The organism is Pseudomonas sp. B16120 (genome assembly GCF_044218845.1).
GTDB lineage: Bacteria > Pseudomonadota > Gammaproteobacteria > Pseudomonadales > Pseudomonadaceae > Aquipseudomonas > Aquipseudomonas paracarnis.
This window is the reverse complement of sequence record NZ_CP162588.1, coordinates 2,280,965-2,299,086: the sequence shown is the minus strand read 5'-3', so window position 1 is coordinate 2,299,086 and position 18,122 is coordinate 2,280,965. Positions and strand designations below refer to the sequence as shown.

The window sequence follows — 18,122 nt, the reverse complement described above, 5'->3', positions numbered from 1 at the left end:
CGTCATGAAGACTATCAACCGACGTTTCCGTCTTACCCTGCTCGGCCTTTTGAGCACCTCAATCTGGCTGGCCGGTTGTTCGACCCCGGCGCGGGTGCCGCTTCCTGACAACACTACGCTCAAGGCCGGCCATCAAGCGGCGTTGACCCTGGCCGACCTGCCACCGCCGCAGGTGCTGATCCAGAGCGGCGACTCGCTGCGTATCGTGCGTGATGCCCAGGAGCCGGCGGCGGCCGATGACATGACGATATTCGTGGTGCGCCCCGACGGCGTGATCTCGGTACCCAACATTGGCCGGGTCAAGGCGGCCTTGCGCACGCCCGAAGACCTGGGCAAGGAGATCACCGAGAAGTACAAGCGCATCTACCGCGAACCTGCGGTGACGGTGAACATCGCCAGCGCACCGAGCAACAAGGTGTTTATCGGCGGCGCGGTGTCCAACCCGGCATTTTTCGACCTGGCCGGCAACGTCAGCATCGAGCAGGCGCTGCTCAGTTCCGGTGGCGTATTGCCCTCGGCGGATGCCTCCAACGTGGCCTTGCTGCGTACCGGGCCCGATGGCAAGTACAGGACGTACTTCATCAGCCTGGAGAGCATGCTGACCAACCCCAATCACCCGCGGGTGGCGTTGCAGCGTGGCGATTTGATCTTTGTGCCGCAGTCGGGCATCGGCGCGACGGTGGAGGCTGTGGATATGTACTTCACCAAGCTGTTTCCGATCAATAAAGGGATTGGTGTGGGCTTGAACTACGACCTAAACCAGAGTGACGTGAAAAATAGCGGCAACAACGTCGACTGTCGGGGTGGTACATGTTTTTAGTCATTAATGATCACACCCTTCCAACAAATAGAAGCTTTCACCTCCCCATCCATGGAGTGATCCTGTGATCGAAATCCGCTCTCTTCGCGACCTGCTGCGGCTGTTTTTCATCTACCGCCGCGAATTCAAACTGGCCGTGATCACCACGATCGTCGTTGCCGTGCTGGGTGCCTTCCTGTTGCCGGCTCGCTACGAGTCGGACGCGCGCTTGCTGGTCAAGCCGGGCCGGGACAACACCACGTTGCCGATCGAAGCCGCCAACCGTCAGACGCTGATTGCCCCGAGCACCCAGCACGACCCGATTGTCGACGAAGAAAAAATGCTCACGGGCCGGCCCATCGTGCATATCGTCGCCGAGCGCTATATGGCGATGACCGCCGAACCGCCGCAAGGCTTCTGGAAGGTCACCAAGTTCTACATCAAAAAGGGCGTGGGCGAAGTCATCAATGGCATTCGTAGTGTGCTGCAGTTCGTCGGCCTTGCCGAGAAACAAAGTCCGCTGGAACGCCTGGCGACCTCACTGGAGAAGAACTTCACCGCCGGTCACGAGCCGGGTTCTTCGGTGATCGAGATTTCCTTCACCTGGGACGATCCGGCGGTGGCGCAAAAAATCGTCGAGGAATGGGTCAACGCCTACCTCGAAGAACGCGCGCGGATTCTCGGGCGCAAGAGCCTGCACACCTTCTATGAAACCGAACGCGCCAAGGTGGCAGAGAACATCCAGAGTCTGAAAGATCAGCTGCAAGGCCGCTTGAAGCAGATCGACTCGATCAGTGTCGATGCACGCCTGAAGAACCTGACCAACCAGATCGACCGCGTCACCGATGCCAAGGTCAGCGCACAGAACCAGATATCGGGGATTCGCAGCCTCCTGGCCAACGCCAGCCAGCAGATCAAGAGCCAGCCGGCAGACGTGGTCACGATGCGCGAAACCAGCCTCAACCCCACCCAGCTCGACCTCAAGCGCCAGCTCAATGCGCTGCAAGTGGAGCGGGCTCGGCTGCTGCGCACTTACCTGCCGGGCACGCCGCAGGTCAATCAGATCGAGCAGAACATCCGCGACATGGAAGCCCTCAGCGCCCAGGAAGCTACACGCCTGGAACGCTCGCAGAACACCGCGCCCAACAGCCTGGTGATCAACGTTAAACAGCAAATGATCGACGCCCAGTTGCAAGAGCGCAAACTGGCCGGGGAAATCGAGAACTACGACAAGACCCTTGCCGAACTGCGCGCCCAGCGTGACCAGGCGATGACCGATGAACCGCAACTCAACACCCTGAGCCAACAACTGCGCACGGCCGAAAAGAGCTATGCGTTGTACTCGGACAATCTTGAACAGGCGCGAATCGACCACGAACTGGACAATAGCCAGATCAGTAACATTGCCCTGATCGAACACGCCACCCTCAACCCGGCCCGCGTGTTTCCCAAGAGCCTGCTGATGCTGTTGTTCGCCATTCCCGCCGGCGTGGCCGTGGGCTTGCTGACCATCTATGTGCTGTACCTGCTGGACCAGCGCATCCACGATGGCACGCGCTTGCAGGAGATGTTCCATGTGCCGCTGTGGAGCAGCATTCCCGATGTGCAAGACGCAACGCCGGCAGCCGTCACCGCCAGCCTCTACCGCTTGTACAGCCTGCTGCCCCTGGATCGCATTGCCGCCGACGGTTTTGCCCTGGGCCTGACCTCGGCGCGCCATGGCGAGGGTGTGACCTTTATCGCCTCGCAACTCAAGCGTCTGCTGGAGGAACGTGGTCACCGCGTCTCGGTCGATGGGGCGAGCGCGCCAACGCCGGGTGAGGTGTTGCTGCTGGACGCCTCGGCGCTGTCCTCCAACCCGCAGGCCTTCCTGACGCTGCGCCGCGCTGACCAGATCGTACTGGTGATCGAGGCCCGCACCAGCACCGTACCGACGATCGAAAATGCCGTGTCGTTGCTGACCACCGCGTTCGGCAAAGTCGACGGCATGATCCTCAACCGCCGTCGCTTCGAAGTGCCGGCCAAGGTGCTGGCACGACTCAACAGCTGGCGCGGGGCGGCCTGATGCGTATCGCACTGCTGGCGCCGCTGCCACCGGAGCAGACCGGGATCGCCGATTACGCCGCGCATCTGCGCCATGCGTTGATCGAACAGGGGCTGGAGGTGGTGACCCCGCTCGCCGGCTGCCTGGAATTGCCTGAACAGTTGAAGCGCCTGCAGGCCTTCGACTGGCGCGGCGTGGACCTGGTGCATGCCGAACTGGGGGGTGGGCGCTTCGGTGAGTTCCAGGCGCTGGAGTACCTGCGCCGGGCGCAACCGCACCTGCCGTTGACCGCCACGGTGCATGACCCGGAGCGCCTGATCTGGCGCCGGGCCAAGCTGTTTTTCCCCTTGACCCTACTTGAACGCCTGCCCCATCCGCTGCCCCAGGCGGCGGCGCTGCTGGCCGACCCGTTGACCTTGCACGAAGAGCGGCGCCTGGCCAAAGGTATGCGCCGGCTGATCACCCTCACCCGCCTGGGCGGCGACTGCCTGCGCCAGCGCATGGGCCTGCACCCGCAACAGGTGGCGGTGATTGCCCATGGCAACCTGCCCATCGTGCCCCAGGCGTTGCCGCCACTGGCACCGTTGCGCCTGCTGTATTTCGGTTTTATCTACCGTGGCAAGGGCATTGAAGACCTGCTCCAGGCCCTGGCCCAGTCACTGGCCGCCCACCCGCAATGCCGAAGCCAGGTACGCCTGACCCTGGCCGGTGGCACCGCGCCGGAAATGACCTTTGACCCCGCCGGCAACTACCTTGATGGCCTGCGCGAGCAGATCAGCGCCCTGCATCTTGAGGATGTGGTGGACTGGCAACTGGACCTGCCATCGGCGCAGATCCCTTCTACGATCCAGGCGCACCACGTGATGGTGCTGCCCTATCGCGAATCGAAAAAACTCAGTTTCCTAGGGCAAATGCGCGGCACCAGTGGCGCGCTGTCGTGGGCCAATGCATGCGGGCGCGGGGTGATCACCTCCAACGCCCGCGCCTTTGCCGAAGAGGTGGCTGGCGGTAATGGCATCACCTATCAGCAGGGCGATACAGCGTCCTTGAGCAACGCCTTGAGCCGCTTGATCCTTGACCCGCAACAGGCGCAGCAATGGGCCGCCCGGGCTGGAGAAATCGGCCACCAACGCCAGTGGGCCAACACGGCCCAGCGGTTTGCTGAATTATTTCGGGATGCTTGTGAGGAGCCGTTGCGATGAACCTGTCATCCGTTCGCCCACTGTGGCGCTACTTGCCGCTGGCGCTGTCAATCGCCGTCGGTAGCGCCCTGCTGTTGAGTGAAAAAGTCGATGCGCAGCCGGTGAACCTGGCCCCGGAGCGCACCGTCGTCTGGAAGGACTTTCTCGGCGTAAACGCACACTTTCTGTGGTTCACACCCGAGCAGTACCACAAGCAGATCAAACAGTATAAAAAGCTTGGATTGCAATGGGTGCGGGTCGACCTGCACTGGGATCGCCTGGAACCCAAAGAAGACGGTTATCAGCTCAACACCTTCGATGAACTGGACCGCACCCTGACCGCTGAAAAAATCCGCTCGGTGTTTTACCTGGTGGGCTCGGCGCCCTTTATCACCACCGCCCCCAAGGGTGCGCAGTTCCAGGATCAGTACCGACCGCGGGATCCGGAAGTGTATGCGTTGCGCCTGGCACTTCTGGCCAAACGCTACCCCACTATTGATGCCTGGCAGGTGTGGAACGAGCAGAACCTGCCGAACAACTGGCGCCCCAAAGTCGACGCCAAGGAGTACGGGCAATTGTTATTGGCCAGTCACCAGGCCCTGAACCTTGCCGCGCCCGGCAAACTGCAGGTCATGGGCGGCATGGCGTACTACAGCCAAATGCCGCCGCGTGGCAAAACCCTGATGTTTGAAGCACTCGGCGCGCTGGGTGTGCAAAACCTGGGCATGGTCGCGGCCTATCACCCTTATTCGATGACCCCGGAAACCGATGAGCCGGGCAAGAACGAAGTGCTGCTGCGCGGTGATCAACTCAACTCAATGCTGCACGGCGCCGGGATCAAGAACGTATGGGCCACCGAGTGGGGCTGGTCCAGCTACGCCGGCCCCAAGGAGATGCAGGACCTGATCGGTATCGACGGGCAGGCCGACTACACCTTGCGCCGCCTGGCGTTGATGGCGTCCCAGGACTACCAGAAGATTTTCCTGTTCGCGCTGTCCGACCTCGACCAACGCGCCTCGCCACGCGACCAGCATTACGGCCTGTTGAACCTTGATGGCGAACCCAAGCCGGTATACACCGCCCTCGCCCGCTTCCTGGAGATTACCGGCCCCACGCTTGAACCCGGCAACACGCCGCAGTTGCAGGATGTACCGGACAGCTTCTACAGCGTGGCCTGGACCCGCCCTGACGGCAAGCACCTGCTGATGTATTGGAGCGCCAAAGGCAGCAGCATCAGCCTGCCCGGCATCAAACACGCAGAACTGCTGGACCCGCTGACCGGCGCCCGGCAAACCCTGAGCGACGACAACGGTATTCGCCCAGCGGTGAAGCCAAGTTTGCAGATACTGGTGTGGTAGCCCCGGGCATGGAGAGCTGTACATGAGAATCCTCTGGATTGTGCCCTACCTGCCGTGGCCGACCACCAGCGGCGGCAAGACGCGGCAGTACCATTTGCTGCGCACCTTGAGTGAGCGCGGGCATCGCATCACGCTGCTGGCGCAATCGAAAACGCCGGCCGATGACGCGGCGCATGCGGCCTTGGAGCCGTTGCTTGAACGCCTGATCATGGTTCCACGCCGGCCGCTGAAACATCCGCTGACCCTGCTCGGCGGCCTGTTCGCGCCCTGGCCGCTGTTGACCACGGTCAACGGCCTGTCGGCACCGTTGCAGGCCCAGTTTGCGCAACTGTTGAATGAGCGCTGGGACGTGATTCAGGTAGAACACAGCTACAGCCTGCAGCCGTTTCTGCGCACCTTGCAGCAGCAACGGCGCGAGTTTGTGCTGACCGAGCACAACCTGGAATCGAGCCTCGGCGGCGCCACTTACGACCGTTTCCCCAAGTGGGCCGCACCGTTTGTACAGTATGACCAGTGGCGCTGCCGGCAATGGGAACGCAAGGCGTTCGATGCCGCCGCTCATGTGGTCGCCGTGACCGAGGCGGACGCTCAGGCCATGCGGCCGTTGTCCTCGACGCCGGTAAGCGTGGTGGTCAATGGGGTCGACAGCCGCGCCTTTGCCGAGGTCAGCGCCGATGCGCAGAGCCAGCGCCTGTTGTTCGTCGGCAATTACGAGTACGCACCGAACCTGGACGCCGTGCAGTGGCTGCTCGACGAGATCTTCCCCAGGCTCTGGTTGCAGTGCCCGAGCGCACGCCTGGCAGTGGTCGGCTATGGCTTACCCGAACACTGGCGCGAGCGCTGGCCCGATGAACGTATCGAGTGGCTGGGGTTTGTTCCCGACCTGTGTGCCTTGCAACGCCGCTGCGCCGGTTTTGTCGCCCCGTTGCGCCATGGCGGCGGCTCCAAGCTCAAGGTGTTGGAGGCGATGGCCGCCGGCTTGCCGCTGGTGAGCACGGCCCAGGGCGTGTCCGGGTTGGCGGTACAGCCACAGGTACATTACTTGGCCGGCGAAAACGCTGAGGCCCTGGCCGACGCCGTTGTGCGCCTGCTGGATGAACCGGCACTGGCTGGGCGACTGGCGGATACGGCACGCGACTACGCGCGGCAATACCACGACTGGGCGGTGGCGGCTAATGAACTGGAGCACCTCTACCGCAGCTTGCTCACCGCCAAGGAGTCTCAGCCATGCGCGTAGCCCTGGACTATCGCCCCGCCACGGTTGCGCCGTCTTCGGGCATCGCCCGCCAGGTCGTGGCCCTGGAAGACGCCCTGCGCGCGCGGGGCAACACCGAGGTGGTGCTGTTCAGCGAAGCGCCCCTGGAGCATCCGCAGCGCCAGACTGCCGTTTGCCCGGCCTGGGCCAGCCCGCTGGACGGCCTGCAACGCCCACAAGTGCGCCTGCGGTTCGAGCGCGGGTTCTTGCCCAGGGCGCTGCACGAGCAGCAGATCGACCTGTACATCGCCACCGCCAATATGGGCTTGCCGTTGTGCCGTAAACCCGCCGGCACCCGCTATGTACTGGTGCTGCATGACCTGTTTCAGTTGACCCACCGCAACTTCCATCGCTCCAAACTCAAGGCCCTGGCCTACCGCCTGATCGACGGGGCCTCGATTGCCTGGTCGGTGTGGCAGGCTGATCGGGTGTGGTGCCCGTCGCAGTTTTCCTGCAATGAAGCCGCGCGCCTGTTCCCCTGGGCACGGGCCAAGTTCCGCGTGCTGAACAACTTGGTGCCCGAATTGAATGCAGCGCCAGAACCGCTGCCCGCCAACCTGCCGGCGCGTTACTGGCTGGTGGTGGGCACGCGGGAGCCGCGCAAGAACATGGAGTTCTTTCTGCGCCAATGGCAGGCCTGCCGTGCGCTGAACCCTGATGTGCCGGACTTGGTTCTGGTGGGCCACGCCAGCGATGTACCGGCGGCACTCGGTGAGCTGCCGGGCCTGCATTGGTGCAGCGGTTTATCGGACGGGCAACTGCAAGCGCTCTACCGTCATGCCGCGTGCCTGTGGCAGCCATCCTATGCCGAAGGCTTTGGCCTGCCGGTGGTGGAAGCCTTGAGTGTCGGCACGCCAGTAGCGGTGGCACGCGGCAGCGCCCTGGATGAAATCGCGCCGCCCGATGCCCCGCGCTTCGCCCCCCATGACGCCGAGCAACTGCACAAGGTCATGCAACAACTGGCCGGCGCCGAGGCCACGCAAGACGGCGAAACACACCGCGCCTGGGCCCGGCAATTTGCCGAACCGGCTTATCGCGCGCGCCTGGACACTTTGCTCAAGGAATTGGACCGCTAATGCTGCCAGGAAAATTCGTCAGTCTGCTGCTGGGCCTGGTGTTCGGCGGGTTGCTGTTGGCCCTGTCGCCGATCAAGGTCATGCTGGTGGTAGCCGGTGTGGCCGTGGCCTTGACCCTGATCCGCTTTCCCCTGTGGGGCTTGCTGATTTTCTCGGTACTGGCCACCAGTATTCCCTACACCACCTTGCAATTGGGCATCCGCACCACCGTCAGCGAGGCGGTGCTGGGGCTGACCTGGGTCGGGGTGTTCTGGCAATCGTTCATCGGCAAGACCCGTGGCTTCATGCTGTGGCGACCGACCGAGCGGGCGCTGATGTGGCTGATGCTGTTCAGCACCATTCCGTTTATCTGGGGCATGCTGATCATCCATGCCGAAGGCAACGGGCCGGTGAACTGGGTGCGCTGGCTGATGAACCTGTCGATGTTGTTTATCGTGCCGCTGTTGCTGCGCACCGACGCTGACCGCGACAAGGTGGTGGTCGCCCTGTTGCTGGGTAACCTGGCGATGCTGCTGCTGTCGATCTTCATGTTCCTGAAGACGCGCAATGCGATGTCGATGATCGATATTCTCACCGACCTCAAATACGCCCACCCGGAAGCGGTGAAGGATATTTTCTCTGCCAACTACACGCGCATGGCCTCGCCCTGGGTGCACCCCAACCTGACCGGTGGCGTGCTGGTGCTGTTTATTCCCCTGGCGCTGTTCTATGGCTGGACCCGCAGCGGCTGGCGTCGGGCCCTGGGCCTGGCGGTGGCGGTGCTGGGGTGTGCCGGCCTGCTGCTGAGTATTTCCCGTGGTGCCATCGTGGCCCTGGCGCTGGTATTGATCTGGCTGGCCTACAAGCGCGTGCCGAACAGCGGACGCATTATCGGTATCGGGGCGGCGTTCGCCGTTGCGCTGGTGATGTTCTATCCGCCGTTGCAGGAGCGCTTGCTGACCATCTTCTCGACCACCAACGCCAGTACCGAAATCCGCTTTGACGAGTACGCCCGGTTCCCCACCGCCATGGCGACCTACCCCCTGGGGATCGGCTTCAAGATCGACCCGCCCGTGCCCGGCTCCAATCTGTTGGGGATCTCCAACCTGTGGCTGAACTTCATCTACAAAGTCGGCATTCCAGGGATGCTGCTGTTTATCACCGTCACCCTGTTGTGGTGGCGCGAAGTGCGCCCCCTGGGCCAGGTGCGCAAAGTCACCGCCGACAATGCGCTGTGGCTGGGGTGCCTCTGTGGTGTGTTGGCGGCACTGCTGACGGGGATTTTCGACCATTATTTCAGCTTCACCTTTGTACTGATCGCGCTGTTCTGGCTGTTGATGGGCATGAGCCTGCAACAGGTGCGTCTGCGCCCCTCCATTACCGCCCCTGTTGCTGCTATTGCGCCAAAGGATAACCAACCATGAAGCACCGGATGATCCACTCCACCGACTTGCGTGACCGCCTCCCCACGCTGGCCGCTGAAATGGGCGTGAGCCTGCCGGACCTGGAAGAGGCGCTGGACTGGTGCCTGGCCAACGACGTGGTATTTGAAGAAGGCGAAGGCGACAACAAGCGCTTCTGGATCAGCTCCATCGATCTGGAAACCGCGATTGAGCACCCGGTGGCGCGCCGCCTGTTCCACCGGATGAAACAGGACCTTGCGGCCCAGCTACTGCCGCGTTACGGCAAAAACTGGGCGACCGTCAAAGACCGGTGGCGCAGTGTCTGGGACATGGCCTACAACATCTTGATCAACAAGATCCCCAGCCACCATGTACGCATCGCCTGGCTGCGCCTGGGTGGCGCGAAGATCGGCAAGGGCTCCAGCTTGTGGCGTAACACCGAGGTGCTGGGCATGCACAATCTGGTGGTCGGCGACGATTCGGTAATCGGTTGGCATTGCCAGGTGGACGCCCGCGCCGGGCTGGTGATCGGTAACCACGTGGCGATCGCCTCCCACGTGCTGATCATCGCCGGCAGTCATGATTTGCAGGCACCAGAGTTCTGGTCGATTTCCGGGCCGATCTACATCGACGACTACGTGTGGATCGGCAGCCGGGCGTTGATCGGCTACGGCACGCACCTGGGCTATGGTTCAGTGATCAGCGCCAATACCGTGGTGGCCAAGGCAGTAGCCCCCTACAAAATCATTGGCGGTTCCGGGGCCAAAATCATGGGCGAACGTTGCCATGATCTGAACTACAAGGTGGGTGGCAAAGGCCTGTTCACCCTGTTTCACTGATGTTCGGCAGCACGCTCTGGCTGACCATCGCGACCCTCGCAGGGCTGGTCGCCGGTTTCGCCCGCGAATGGCTGCTGGTGGCGGCCTGGGGCGCGGGCAGTCGCAGCGACGGGTTTCTGGTGGCGGTGTTTTTGCCCGAAGCATTGCGCATGACCCTGGCCGCCGGCCTGCTTGCGGCGGCTGCCCTGCCCCTCTATCAACAACGCGACCCACACCGCCAGCAGGCCTGGCTGGCCAGCCTATCCCCACGCCTGCTGGGAGTGGGCCTGGCGCTGTTTGCCGTACTGGCGCTGGGCGCGCCACTGTGGGTGCGCCTGATCGGCCCCGGCCTGGACGTGGCGGCCCATGCCGAAGCCGCCGCTAACTTGCGTTGGCTGGCAGCCTGTGCGCCGGGCCTGGTGATGCATGGGCTGTTCAGTATTCCCTTACAGGCACGCCAACGTTTTGTCCTGCCGGGCCTGGGCTCTTTACTGTTCAATCTGCCACCGGTGCTGTACCTGTTTATCCGTGGCAGCTCCAGCGACAGTGCCGAACTGGCCATGAGCTTTTTTGCCGGCAGTGTGTTGATGTGCCTACCGTTGCTGGTGCCGGTCTGGTCTTTCGGCTGGCGGCCGTGGCAGATCAGCGGCGACCCGCTGGCAGGCCGCGAATTGCTGGGCCGCATCGGCCCGTTGTTGGCCAGCAACGTGGCCAGCCAGGGCCTGGCGCTACTGGAGCGATTGATCGCCAGTTTCCTGGGGGAAGGCGCGGTGACGTGGGTTAACCTCGCACGCAAGCTGATCAACCTGCCATTGATCGCCCTGATGAGCCTCAACCAAGTGCTGCTGGGCATGATGAGCGGCGAACAAGGTCAGCAGCGCCTGGCCCTGCTGCGTCGCGGCCTGGATGCAGCGACCCTGCTGAGCCTGCCGGCGGCCTTCGGCCTGATTGGCGCCAGCCCCACGCTGATCCATCTGCTGATGCCCGCCCAGAGCGTCGATGGCCCACTGCCGGCGCTGCTGGCCTGGTTCGCCACGCCTCTGGTGTTTGGCGCCTGGAACGCGATGCTCGCTCGCTATGCCTATGCCAGCGGCGACACGCGCCTGCCGCTCAATTGCGAACTGCTGGGCAGCCTGGTCAACGCCGCCTTGCTGGTGGTGCTGCCCTATTGTATCGGCCTGCCGGGGATCGCCTTGGCGGCGTTGGGTGGCGTCGTGGTGACGAACTTGTTGCTGATGCACCGCCAGCAACTGCTCGGCCAACTGGGCTGGCCATTGCAGTGGGGCTTGAGCGGGGTGCTGTTGGGTGTGGCGGCGCTGGCCCTGCACCCCTTGCACAACGATGGGTGGCAGTTGGGGTTGAGTAGCCTGGCCGGCGCGTTGGTGTTGGTGGGGTTGGGGCTTTGGCTCAAGCCGTGGAAAGCCTGAGGCCGGTTCCCACCAGAACGGTGGGAGGGGACCTGTTCAATCTTCCAGCGGCTTGGGGGCTTTGTTGCCGGGCTTGGCGGGCTTGGTGCCCTTGGCCGCAGCCGCTGGCGCGGCTGGAACAGGCTCCGGCTCCGCAGGTGCGGCAAGCTCCTTTTCCGCCTGAGGCATCTGGTCAATGGCGCTGAAGAACTCCTTCAGGTCAAGGCTGTCCGGTGGCACGGTTTTTTCGAGTTTCTTCTCACCGTCCTTGCCGATCAGAATCACCTTGGTGCCGCTGCCGACGCCGAGCTTGAGGGCGCGGATCAGCGCGTTGGTTTCAGGCGGCGTGAGCTTTTTGCTGTCCTTTGGGTCCTTGGCGAACTTCTCTCCTTCAGCGCCAATGCTGCCGAACTTCACGGTATAGAACACCATGCTGCGCTCTTCGAAGGACTGCTTGGTGGCAGCCTCTTCCAGTTGTTTCTTCAGCGTTGCCAGTGTCGGGTTTCCAGCATCAAGCTCCACGACCACCAGGGGGCGCGTCTTGCCCAACTCCTGCTTGAGCGGATTATCATCAGCGGCCAACAACGGCCCCGTAAAAGCCATCAAGGTAGCCAGGGTCAGCGACCGGATGAGCATGCGCACCTCCTTTGAATTCCATGCAGGGTTCTTGAGTTTCATGTCTGCGACAGCCAAATTCAAGGATGATTCCTACACCACCTTGAGAAGCGTAGGTCAGGAAGCCCGCTACGCAAGGGCTTGGACAGTGGCCTGGTCATTGTTTCTTCCGGTTACGAGACCTTCCACTGCGGCCAATGCCGGGCAAAAACGGGGGCCACGACAGGGTCGGCGTCTACCCGCTCCAGGCTCTGCGCAAAGCCCGGCGCCAGGTTGCCGAGCACCTCGCGCGCGTCGTCCCAACGCGATACCGCCGCCGCCATGATGCCCAGTGCATTCGGCGCGTTGCTGGGTGTAAACAGTTGGCCGGCAAACTGATCGGCAAACACGACCCAGGCCTGATGCAGGTAGCGCCGTGTGCCGCTGACCAGTTGTGCTTGCTGCGCCTCATCGGCGTTGCCCAACCAGCGTTGCGGGTAGTCGATGATGCCGATCGCCGAATAGCAGTTGGCGGCGATGTACAGCAAGCCGCGCAGGATCTGCGTACGATCGCCAGCCAGCAACTCGGCCTTGGGATACTCCAGGCCCAGGTGGATCAGGATCGCGGCGCTTTCGGTCAGTACCTGGCCATTTGGAGTGACCAGGGTGGGGATCTGCTTGAGTGGATTGATACGTGCAAGGGCGTCGCTACCCTCGCCGTCCTGCCAGGAACTGGCCTGCACGCGATGCCACGGCACTGCGCAGCGCTGCAGGGCGATTTCGATCATGCAGGATCCGGATTCGTCGGTGCCGTAAAGGGTGTACATGGGCGTTTCCTCCTGAGCGATGGGCAATATTGAGCCTGTGGTGATTACCTAGAATAGCCCCATCTGCCCGCCTACCAGGGTACCGAAATCGTCATTCACGAACGGCAGGATTGCGTCAGCCACGGGCTGCAATTGGCGCGTGACGTAGTGGTCGTAGTCGATGGGCGCCTGCCGCACTTCCAGCGGTTCCGGGCCGTTGACGCTGATCACGTAGCTGATCCAGCCACCGCGCTGGTACTGGCGCGGGCGGCCCAGGCGATCGTTGTACTCGTCCGCCAGTCGCGCGGCGCGTACGTGGGGCGGGACGTTGCGTTCGTAGTCGTGCAAGGGCCGGCGCAGGCGTTTGCGGTAGATCAGCAACTCATCGAATTCGCCGCTCAAGGTACGCCGCACGTAATCGCGTATGTAGTCTTGATGGGGTTGGCGATGGAAGATGCGTTGGTAGAGTTCCTGCTGGAATTGCCGGGCCAGGGGCGACCAGTCGCTGCGCACGGTTTCCAGGCCTTTGTAGACCATTTCTTCGCCGCCATCTTCGCGCACGACCAGGCCCGCATAGCGCTTTTTGCTGCCCTCCTCGGCGCCACGAATGGTCGGCATCAGGAAGCGGCTGAAGTGGGTTTCGTATTGCAGCTCCAGGGCGCTTTGCAGGCCGTACTCGTTGCTCAGGTGCGCGCGCCACCAGTCGTTGACGTGCTGCACCAGCGCCAGGCCGATGCGATTGGCGTCCTGCGCAGAGTGCGCGCTGCCCAGCCAGACGAAGGTGGAGTCGGTGTCACCGTAAATCACCTCGTACCCTTGGGCCTCAACCAGCGCGCGGGTCTGGCGCATGATCTGGTGCCCCCGCAGGGTGATCGAGGATGCCAGCCGGGTGTCGAAGAACCGGCAGCCGCTGGAGCCGAGCACACCGTAAAAGGCGTTCATGATGATCTTCAGTGCCTGGGACAACGGCGCATTGCGCTCGCGCTTGGCCTCTTCGCGGCCTTCGGACACCCGGGTGACGATGGACGGCAGGCAATGCCGGGTGCGGGAGAAGCGTGCGCCGCGAAAGCCTTCCACCGAGTCGCTGTCGTCAGGATGCTTGAGGCCTTCGATCAAGCCGACCGGGTCGATGAGGAAACTGCGGATGATCGATGGGTAAAGGCTTTTGTAGTCCAGCACCAGCACCGATTCATAGAGGCCCGGGCGCGAGTCCATGACAAACCCGCCGGGGCTGGCTTGGGGCGGTTTGTCACCCAGGTTCGGCGCGACGAAACCCTGGCGGTGCATCAACGGCATGTACAGGTGGGTGAAGGCGGCCACCGAGCCGCCGTTACGGTCGGCCGGCAACCCGGTGACGCTGGCGCGTTCGAGCAAGAACTTGAGCAGCTCGGTCTTCTCGAAAATCCGCGTGACCAGTTCGCAGTCCTTGAGGTTGTAGCGCGCCAGGGCGGGTTTGTCCTCGGCGAACATGCGGTTGATTTCGTCCATGCGCTGGTACGGCGTGGAGATGTCCTTGCCTTCGCCAAGCAGGGTTTGCGCGACGTTTTCAAGGCTGAAGGATTCAAAACTCCAAGTGGCCGAGCGCAACGCTTCGATACCGTCGATGATCAACCGCCCCGCCGCCGCCGCGAAGTAGTGATTGCGGCTGCCGTGTTCGCGCCAGGCCATGGTTTCACCGCCACGCCCCAGCAACAGCGGCACGTTCAGGCGCTGGGCGTGTTCGTGGAGTACGCGCAGGTCGAACTGCACCACATTCCAGCCGATGATCGCGTCGGGGTCGAAAGTGGCCAGCCATTGGTTGAGGCGCTCGAGCAGTTGAGCACGGGTGTCGCAATAGTCGAGCTTGAAATCCACCGCGTCGGTTTTGTTCGGCGGGCCGAGCATGTACACCTGGCGCTCGCCGCAGCCTTCGAGGGCGATGGAATACAGATCGCCCTGGGCGGTGGTCTCGATATCCAGGGACACCAGCTTCAAGGGCGGGCGATAGTCGGGGGCAGGCTTCATCTGCGCGTCGAGCACGGTGCCGCTTGCATCAGCGGTGCCCCCGAACCAGACGGGAGCGGTGATAAAACGCTCCATCATGTAGCGCTCCGGCGGGCGCACGTCACCTTCGTAGACATCGACTCCGGCAGCGCGCAGGCGCTTCTCGATATCCATCAACTGGCGGTGCTGGCGCGCATAGAGGCCCAGAACCGGGCGGTGATGAAAGTCGTATAGCTGCAAGGGGCGCAACTCGAGATCACGTTCACCCTTGAGCAGCCAATCGAGCGGCTTGCGGTGGGCTTGCGGGATGAACACCACCGAGGTCTGCACGGGTAGGCGAATGCACCGTGGCCCTTGGTCGGTGGCCAGCCAGAAGCTGACCTCGGTACCCGCCGGGGTATCGCGCCAATGCCGGGTCAGGACAAACCCCTGCTCTAAATCCACCGTACCGCACCTCAAGAATCGCGTTCAGGGCGTGATTCTACTCGGCATCCGGGCCAAGGCGTCGGGTAAACGCACATCTAGCGCGCAATATCATAAAAAGGATGTCATCGCTTTTTAGGATAAGAATGCGCTGGCAATATCAAATGGCTATATAGGAAGATAGCGCGATTCAAGAAAAGGATTTCGCGCATGTCGTTCGTCCCCCGCCGTCTGGCCCTGACTATTTCGTTGATTGTTTCCGGCGCCTCGCTTTCTCCTGCCAGCCTTGCTCAAGCATTCATCGATACCCCAACCAATACCCCGCTCACCGTGGGCAGTGGCTATTTTTACAATCCCAGTTTGTGGGTGACCAAGACCGGCAGCATCACCACCCATACGACCGCCGTCAGCGTTCGCCAAAACCTGCCTGATTGGCAACGCAATGTCTTCATTCAAAATGACGGCTCGATCAGTGCCGATAAATTAGACGCGATCAGCCTGGGCGCTGCGACCGATGTGCGCATCGACAACACCGGGGTAATCTCGGGCGCCCGGCATGCAATCTCAGGCGAACAACTCAATTTGCTGAGCAATAATGGCACGCTTACCGGACGTGACGGCGCTGGGGTTTCGATAACGGGTGATGCCACGGTTTACAACGACGGCACGATCACTGGCGCACGAGAAGGACGCCTGGAGAATATCGACGGCGATGGCCTACGCATAGGAGGCATTGCCCACATCGAAAACTCTGGCGTTATCCGGGCATGGGGCGCCGGTGGAGCGGACAAAAATGGACGAGCCAACACCAGCGATGGGGTATCGATTGGCGGTGGCTACCTGTTCAACGGCGGCAGGTTTGATCCTTCCACAGGCATTCCACGTACCGGCTCAATCACAGGTGCCAACAATGGCCTCTTAGTCAGTGATGGCCATGATGGGCCGGCAACCGGCGCAACGGAGCTGAGAAATTTCGTCGACCTGCGTGGGCTTGATGGCTATGGCGCGCGCTTTATCGGTAATTTCGACGACCGGGTATTTAACGGTGCCCTGATCAGCGGGAGTAATGGTGTAGCCCTGGACATGGGGGGCGGCAACGACACCTTGACGCTGTACCCCGGCGCCCGTTTTGAGGGGTTAGTTGACGGCGGCGCAGGGCATAACACCATGATTCTGGAGGGCTACCAATATTATCCTTCAGATACGCGTGAACCCGACGGGACGGTCGAGGCGACGCGCAATTTTGACGTACTACAAGTGAGTCGCGGCTACTGGGTACTCAATGGTCGCGGCGATTTCAGCGAAGGCGCACGCCTCTCTGCCAATGGTCACTTAAACAACCAGGGCAACATCGCTGGTGACGTGATCGTCGACCAAGGCGCGACTTACCGGGGCCGAGGCTCAGTCAACAATCTTACCGTCAGCGGGAGATTGATCACGGATACCGTTGTCGGCGCTCCTCAGGTCAACGGCAACCTGATCATGAAGCCAGGCTCTGCATTCGAGTTCGCTACTTATCCCGACGGCAGTGCTGCGACAACCCATGTGGTCGGCAATGCCAGCCTCAACGGTGCCTATTTGTGGCCGCAGCCGGGTTACTCGATGGACTATCCCTGGCACAGCACGTACACGGTCCTGCAAGCAGGCAGCATCACGGGGACCTTTGATGACTCCAACCTGCGCAGCTACTACGCCTTCCTGACGCCAACACTCAGCTACGACAATAACCGGGTGAACCTGAGCTACACACGCAACGATGTCGAGTTCATCGATTACGCCCGTACCCGTAACGCCGCCCACGCAGTCAACAGCATCGAGTCCATCACGTGGCGCCACTGGAGCAACTGGGATGGCAGTTTCCCCCCGCCCTCCATGATGCGAAACCCCAACCCGCTCTACGACGCGCTGCTGGCCACCTCGGAGACTACGGCCAGCGCCGCGCTCGAGGCCCTGGCAGGCAGCAGCAACGCCAACCTCGCCAGTGCCACACTGACGGCCAGCAGCCAGGTGGCCACGTCCATGCTGTCGGCCATGCGCCAGATGAGCAGCAGTTCAAGCTTGCTCGTCGGGCTTAATCCAGTACAAACACCTGAGCTGGCCATAAGTGGCATCCCCAGCAGTGCCCGCAACTTGAATGATCCAAACGCGCGAGGCCGCGTGTGGCTGCAAGGTATCGGCAGCTACGGCAAGCTTGATGGTCAACACGGCAATGCGTCTTCACAGCAACGCACACAAGGCAGTCTGCTGGGTATTGACTGGTCCTTGTCGCCTCTCTGGCGCCTGGGTGTACTGGGCGGCTATTCGAAGACCGATATGGACAGCCACAACGTCGATAATTCATTGCGCAGCTGGCACGCGGGGGCATATGCCGTACGCCAGGATGGCCCAGTTGCGTTGCGCCTGGGGGCTGCGTACAGCCAGCACAGGGGTAACAACAAGCGCACAGTGGAATTCGCAGGTTTCAGCGAGCGCCCCAAGGGTGATTACGATGCCAATAGCCAGCAAGCCTTTGCCGAGATGGGTTACATGCTGGGTAACGGCCGATTGAATATCGAACCCTTCGCCAACCTCGGCTATCAGCGCTATCACCGCGACAACTACCGCGAGAAAGGCGGCGATGCTTCACTCAAGGTGGATGCACAAACCCAGGACAATGTCAGCAGTACCTTCGGGGTGCGCCTGGCTCATCTGAGCCAACTGGACAATGGCATCAGCCTGACCCCGCGGGCCAGCTTCGGCTGGCGGCACCTCTATGGCAATGTCGACAGTAAGACTCGGCAGGCTTTTTTGATTGGCGGCGACGCGTTCAATATTGAAGGCAGCGCACTGGACCGCGACGGCTTGATGGTTGAAGTGGGGTTGGCGGTGGGTTTGTCTGCGCAGCAGAACCTGAGTGTCGGTTATAACGGCGAGCTGGGTAGCAATAGCCGCAATCATGCGGTGGTCGGCCAGTGGCAGATGAGTTTCTAAAGCAATCGAATGCACGCTGGCGTGAAG

General features: G+C 62.1%; 13 protein-coding genes. 10 read left to right on the top strand and 3 right to left on the bottom strand.

The annotated features are described in order from the left end of the window. Window positions 1-4 precede the first annotated feature (4 nt). The 9 genes from AB4P90_RS10975 to AB4P90_RS10935 all read left to right on the top strand — a co-directional run bounded on the left by AB4P90_RS10975 (window position 5) and on the right by AB4P90_RS10935 (window position 11,340). Window positions 5-820, top strand: coding sequence for a polysaccharide biosynthesis/export family protein (locus tag AB4P90_RS10975; RefSeq protein ID WP_395605886.1), 816 nt, complete (start codon window positions 5-7; stop codon window positions 818-820). A gap of 64 nt (window positions 821-884) precedes the next feature. Beyond that, entirely contained in the window at window positions 885-2,864 is a 1,980-nt protein-coding gene (locus tag AB4P90_RS10970; RefSeq protein ID WP_073843227.1) for an exopolysaccharide transport family protein, read from the top strand. Further along, window positions 2,864-4,045, top strand: a complete 1,182-nt coding sequence (locus AB4P90_RS10965; RefSeq protein ID WP_014717836.1) for a glycosyltransferase — start codon at window positions 2,864-2,866, stop codon at window positions 4,043-4,045. Before AB4P90_RS10970 ends, AB4P90_RS10965 begins: the two co-directional genes overlap by 1 nt. After that, window positions 4,042-5,382 carry a beta-xylosidase gene (locus AB4P90_RS10960; RefSeq protein WP_032903762.1) on the top strand — a complete coding sequence of 447 codons (1,341 nt, stop codon included), beginning with the start codon at window positions 4,042-4,044 and terminating at the stop codon, window positions 5,380-5,382. The genes AB4P90_RS10965 and AB4P90_RS10960 overlap by 4 nt, the downstream gene beginning before the upstream one ends. A 22-nt stretch (window positions 5,383-5,404) precedes the next feature. Further along, window positions 5,405-6,619, top strand: a complete 1,215-nt coding sequence (locus AB4P90_RS10955; protein WP_395605885.1) for a glycosyltransferase family 4 protein — start codon at window positions 5,405-5,407, stop codon at window positions 6,617-6,619. Continuing rightward, the gene (locus AB4P90_RS10950) at window positions 6,610-7,713 is read left to right on the top strand and encodes a glycosyltransferase family 1 protein (RefSeq protein ID WP_032903758.1); all 1,104 of its coding nucleotides are present in this window, start codon (window positions 6,610-6,612) and stop codon (window positions 7,711-7,713) included. Before AB4P90_RS10955 ends, AB4P90_RS10950 begins: the two co-directional genes overlap by 10 nt. Beyond that, the gene (locus AB4P90_RS10945; RefSeq protein WP_019818732.1) at window positions 7,713-9,116 is read left to right on the top strand and encodes an O-antigen ligase; all 1,404 of its coding nucleotides are present in this window, start codon (window positions 7,713-7,715) and stop codon (window positions 9,114-9,116) included. Before AB4P90_RS10950 ends, AB4P90_RS10945 begins: the two co-directional genes overlap by 1 nt. Beyond that, the gene (locus tag AB4P90_RS10940) at window positions 9,113-9,934 is read left to right on the top strand and encodes an acyltransferase (RefSeq protein ID WP_014717831.1); all 822 of its coding nucleotides are present in this window, start codon (window positions 9,113-9,115) and stop codon (window positions 9,932-9,934) included. The genes AB4P90_RS10945 and AB4P90_RS10940 overlap by 4 nt, the downstream gene beginning before the upstream one ends. Further along, window positions 9,934-11,340, top strand: a complete 1,407-nt coding sequence (locus AB4P90_RS10935) for a lipid II flippase MurJ (RefSeq protein WP_032903756.1) — start codon at window positions 9,934-9,936, stop codon at window positions 11,338-11,340. The genes AB4P90_RS10940 and AB4P90_RS10935 overlap by 1 nt, the downstream gene beginning before the upstream one ends. A 36-nt stretch (window positions 11,341-11,376) precedes the next feature. Here AB4P90_RS10935 and AB4P90_RS10930 read toward each other — a convergent pair whose 3' ends face one another. The 3 genes from AB4P90_RS10930 to AB4P90_RS10920 all read right to left on the bottom strand — a co-directional run bounded on the left by AB4P90_RS10930 (window position 11,377) and on the right by AB4P90_RS10920 (window position 15,146). Next, complete coding sequence (locus AB4P90_RS10930) at window positions 11,377-11,955, bottom strand: DUF4174 domain-containing protein (protein WP_019818734.1); 579 nt, start codon at window positions 11,953-11,955, stop codon at window positions 11,377-11,379. 152 nt (window positions 11,956-12,107) lie between these two features. Beyond that, window positions 12,108-12,740: a glutathione S-transferase N-terminal domain-containing protein gene (locus AB4P90_RS10925; protein ID WP_032903754.1), complete on the bottom strand. Its 633-nt coding sequence runs from the start codon at window positions 12,738-12,740 to the stop codon at window positions 12,108-12,110. Between the two features lie 48 nt (window positions 12,741-12,788). After that, the gene (locus AB4P90_RS10920) at window positions 12,789-15,146 is read right to left on the bottom strand and encodes a DNA polymerase II (protein ID WP_395605884.1); all 2,358 of its coding nucleotides are present in this window, start codon (window positions 15,144-15,146) and stop codon (window positions 12,789-12,791) included. Window positions 15,147-15,335: 189 nt separating this feature from the next. Here AB4P90_RS10920 and AB4P90_RS10915 point away from each other — a divergent pair, with 189 nt between their 5' ends. Next, window positions 15,336-18,095 carry an autotransporter domain-containing protein gene (locus AB4P90_RS10915; RefSeq protein WP_395605883.1) on the top strand — a complete coding sequence of 920 codons (2,760 nt, stop codon included), beginning with the start codon at window positions 15,336-15,338 and terminating at the stop codon, window positions 18,093-18,095. Window positions 18,096-18,122: the final 27 nt, after the last annotated feature.

Bases quoted from the DNA above. Each gene is read 5' to 3' on its own strand.
- AB4P90_RS10955 (WP_395605885.1), top strand. From the start codon at position 5,405: ATGAGAATCCTCTGGATTGTGCCCTACCTGCCGTGGCCGACCACCAGC.
- AB4P90_RS10965 (WP_014717836.1), top strand. From the start codon at position 2,864: ATGCGTATCGCACTGCTGGCGCCGCTGCCACCGGAGCAGACCGGGATC.
- AB4P90_RS10945 (WP_019818732.1), top strand. From the start codon at position 7,713: ATGCTGCCAGGAAAATTCGTCAGTCTGCTGCTGGGCCTGGTGTTCGGC.
- AB4P90_RS10975 (WP_395605886.1), top strand. From the start codon at position 5: ATGAAGACTATCAACCGACGTTTCCGTCTTACCCTGCTCGGCCTTTTG.
- AB4P90_RS10925 (WP_032903754.1), bottom strand. From the start codon at position 12,740: ATGTACACCCTTTACGGCACCGACGAATCCGGATCCTGCATGATCGAA.
- AB4P90_RS10930 (WP_019818734.1), bottom strand. From the start codon at position 11,955: ATGCTCATCCGGTCGCTGACCCTGGCTACCTTGATGGCTTTTACGGGG.
- AB4P90_RS10950 (WP_032903758.1), top strand. From the start codon at position 6,610: ATGCGCGTAGCCCTGGACTATCGCCCCGCCACGGTTGCGCCGTCTTCG.
- AB4P90_RS10940 (WP_014717831.1), top strand. From the start codon at position 9,113: ATGAAGCACCGGATGATCCACTCCACCGACTTGCGTGACCGCCTCCCC.
- AB4P90_RS10935 (WP_032903756.1), top strand. From the start codon at position 9,934: ATGTTCGGCAGCACGCTCTGGCTGACCATCGCGACCCTCGCAGGGCTG.
- AB4P90_RS10960 (WP_032903762.1), top strand. From the start codon at position 4,042: ATGAACCTGTCATCCGTTCGCCCACTGTGGCGCTACTTGCCGCTGGCG.
- AB4P90_RS10915 (WP_395605883.1), top strand. From the start codon at position 15,336: ATGTCGTTCGTCCCCCGCCGTCTGGCCCTGACTATTTCGTTGATTGTT.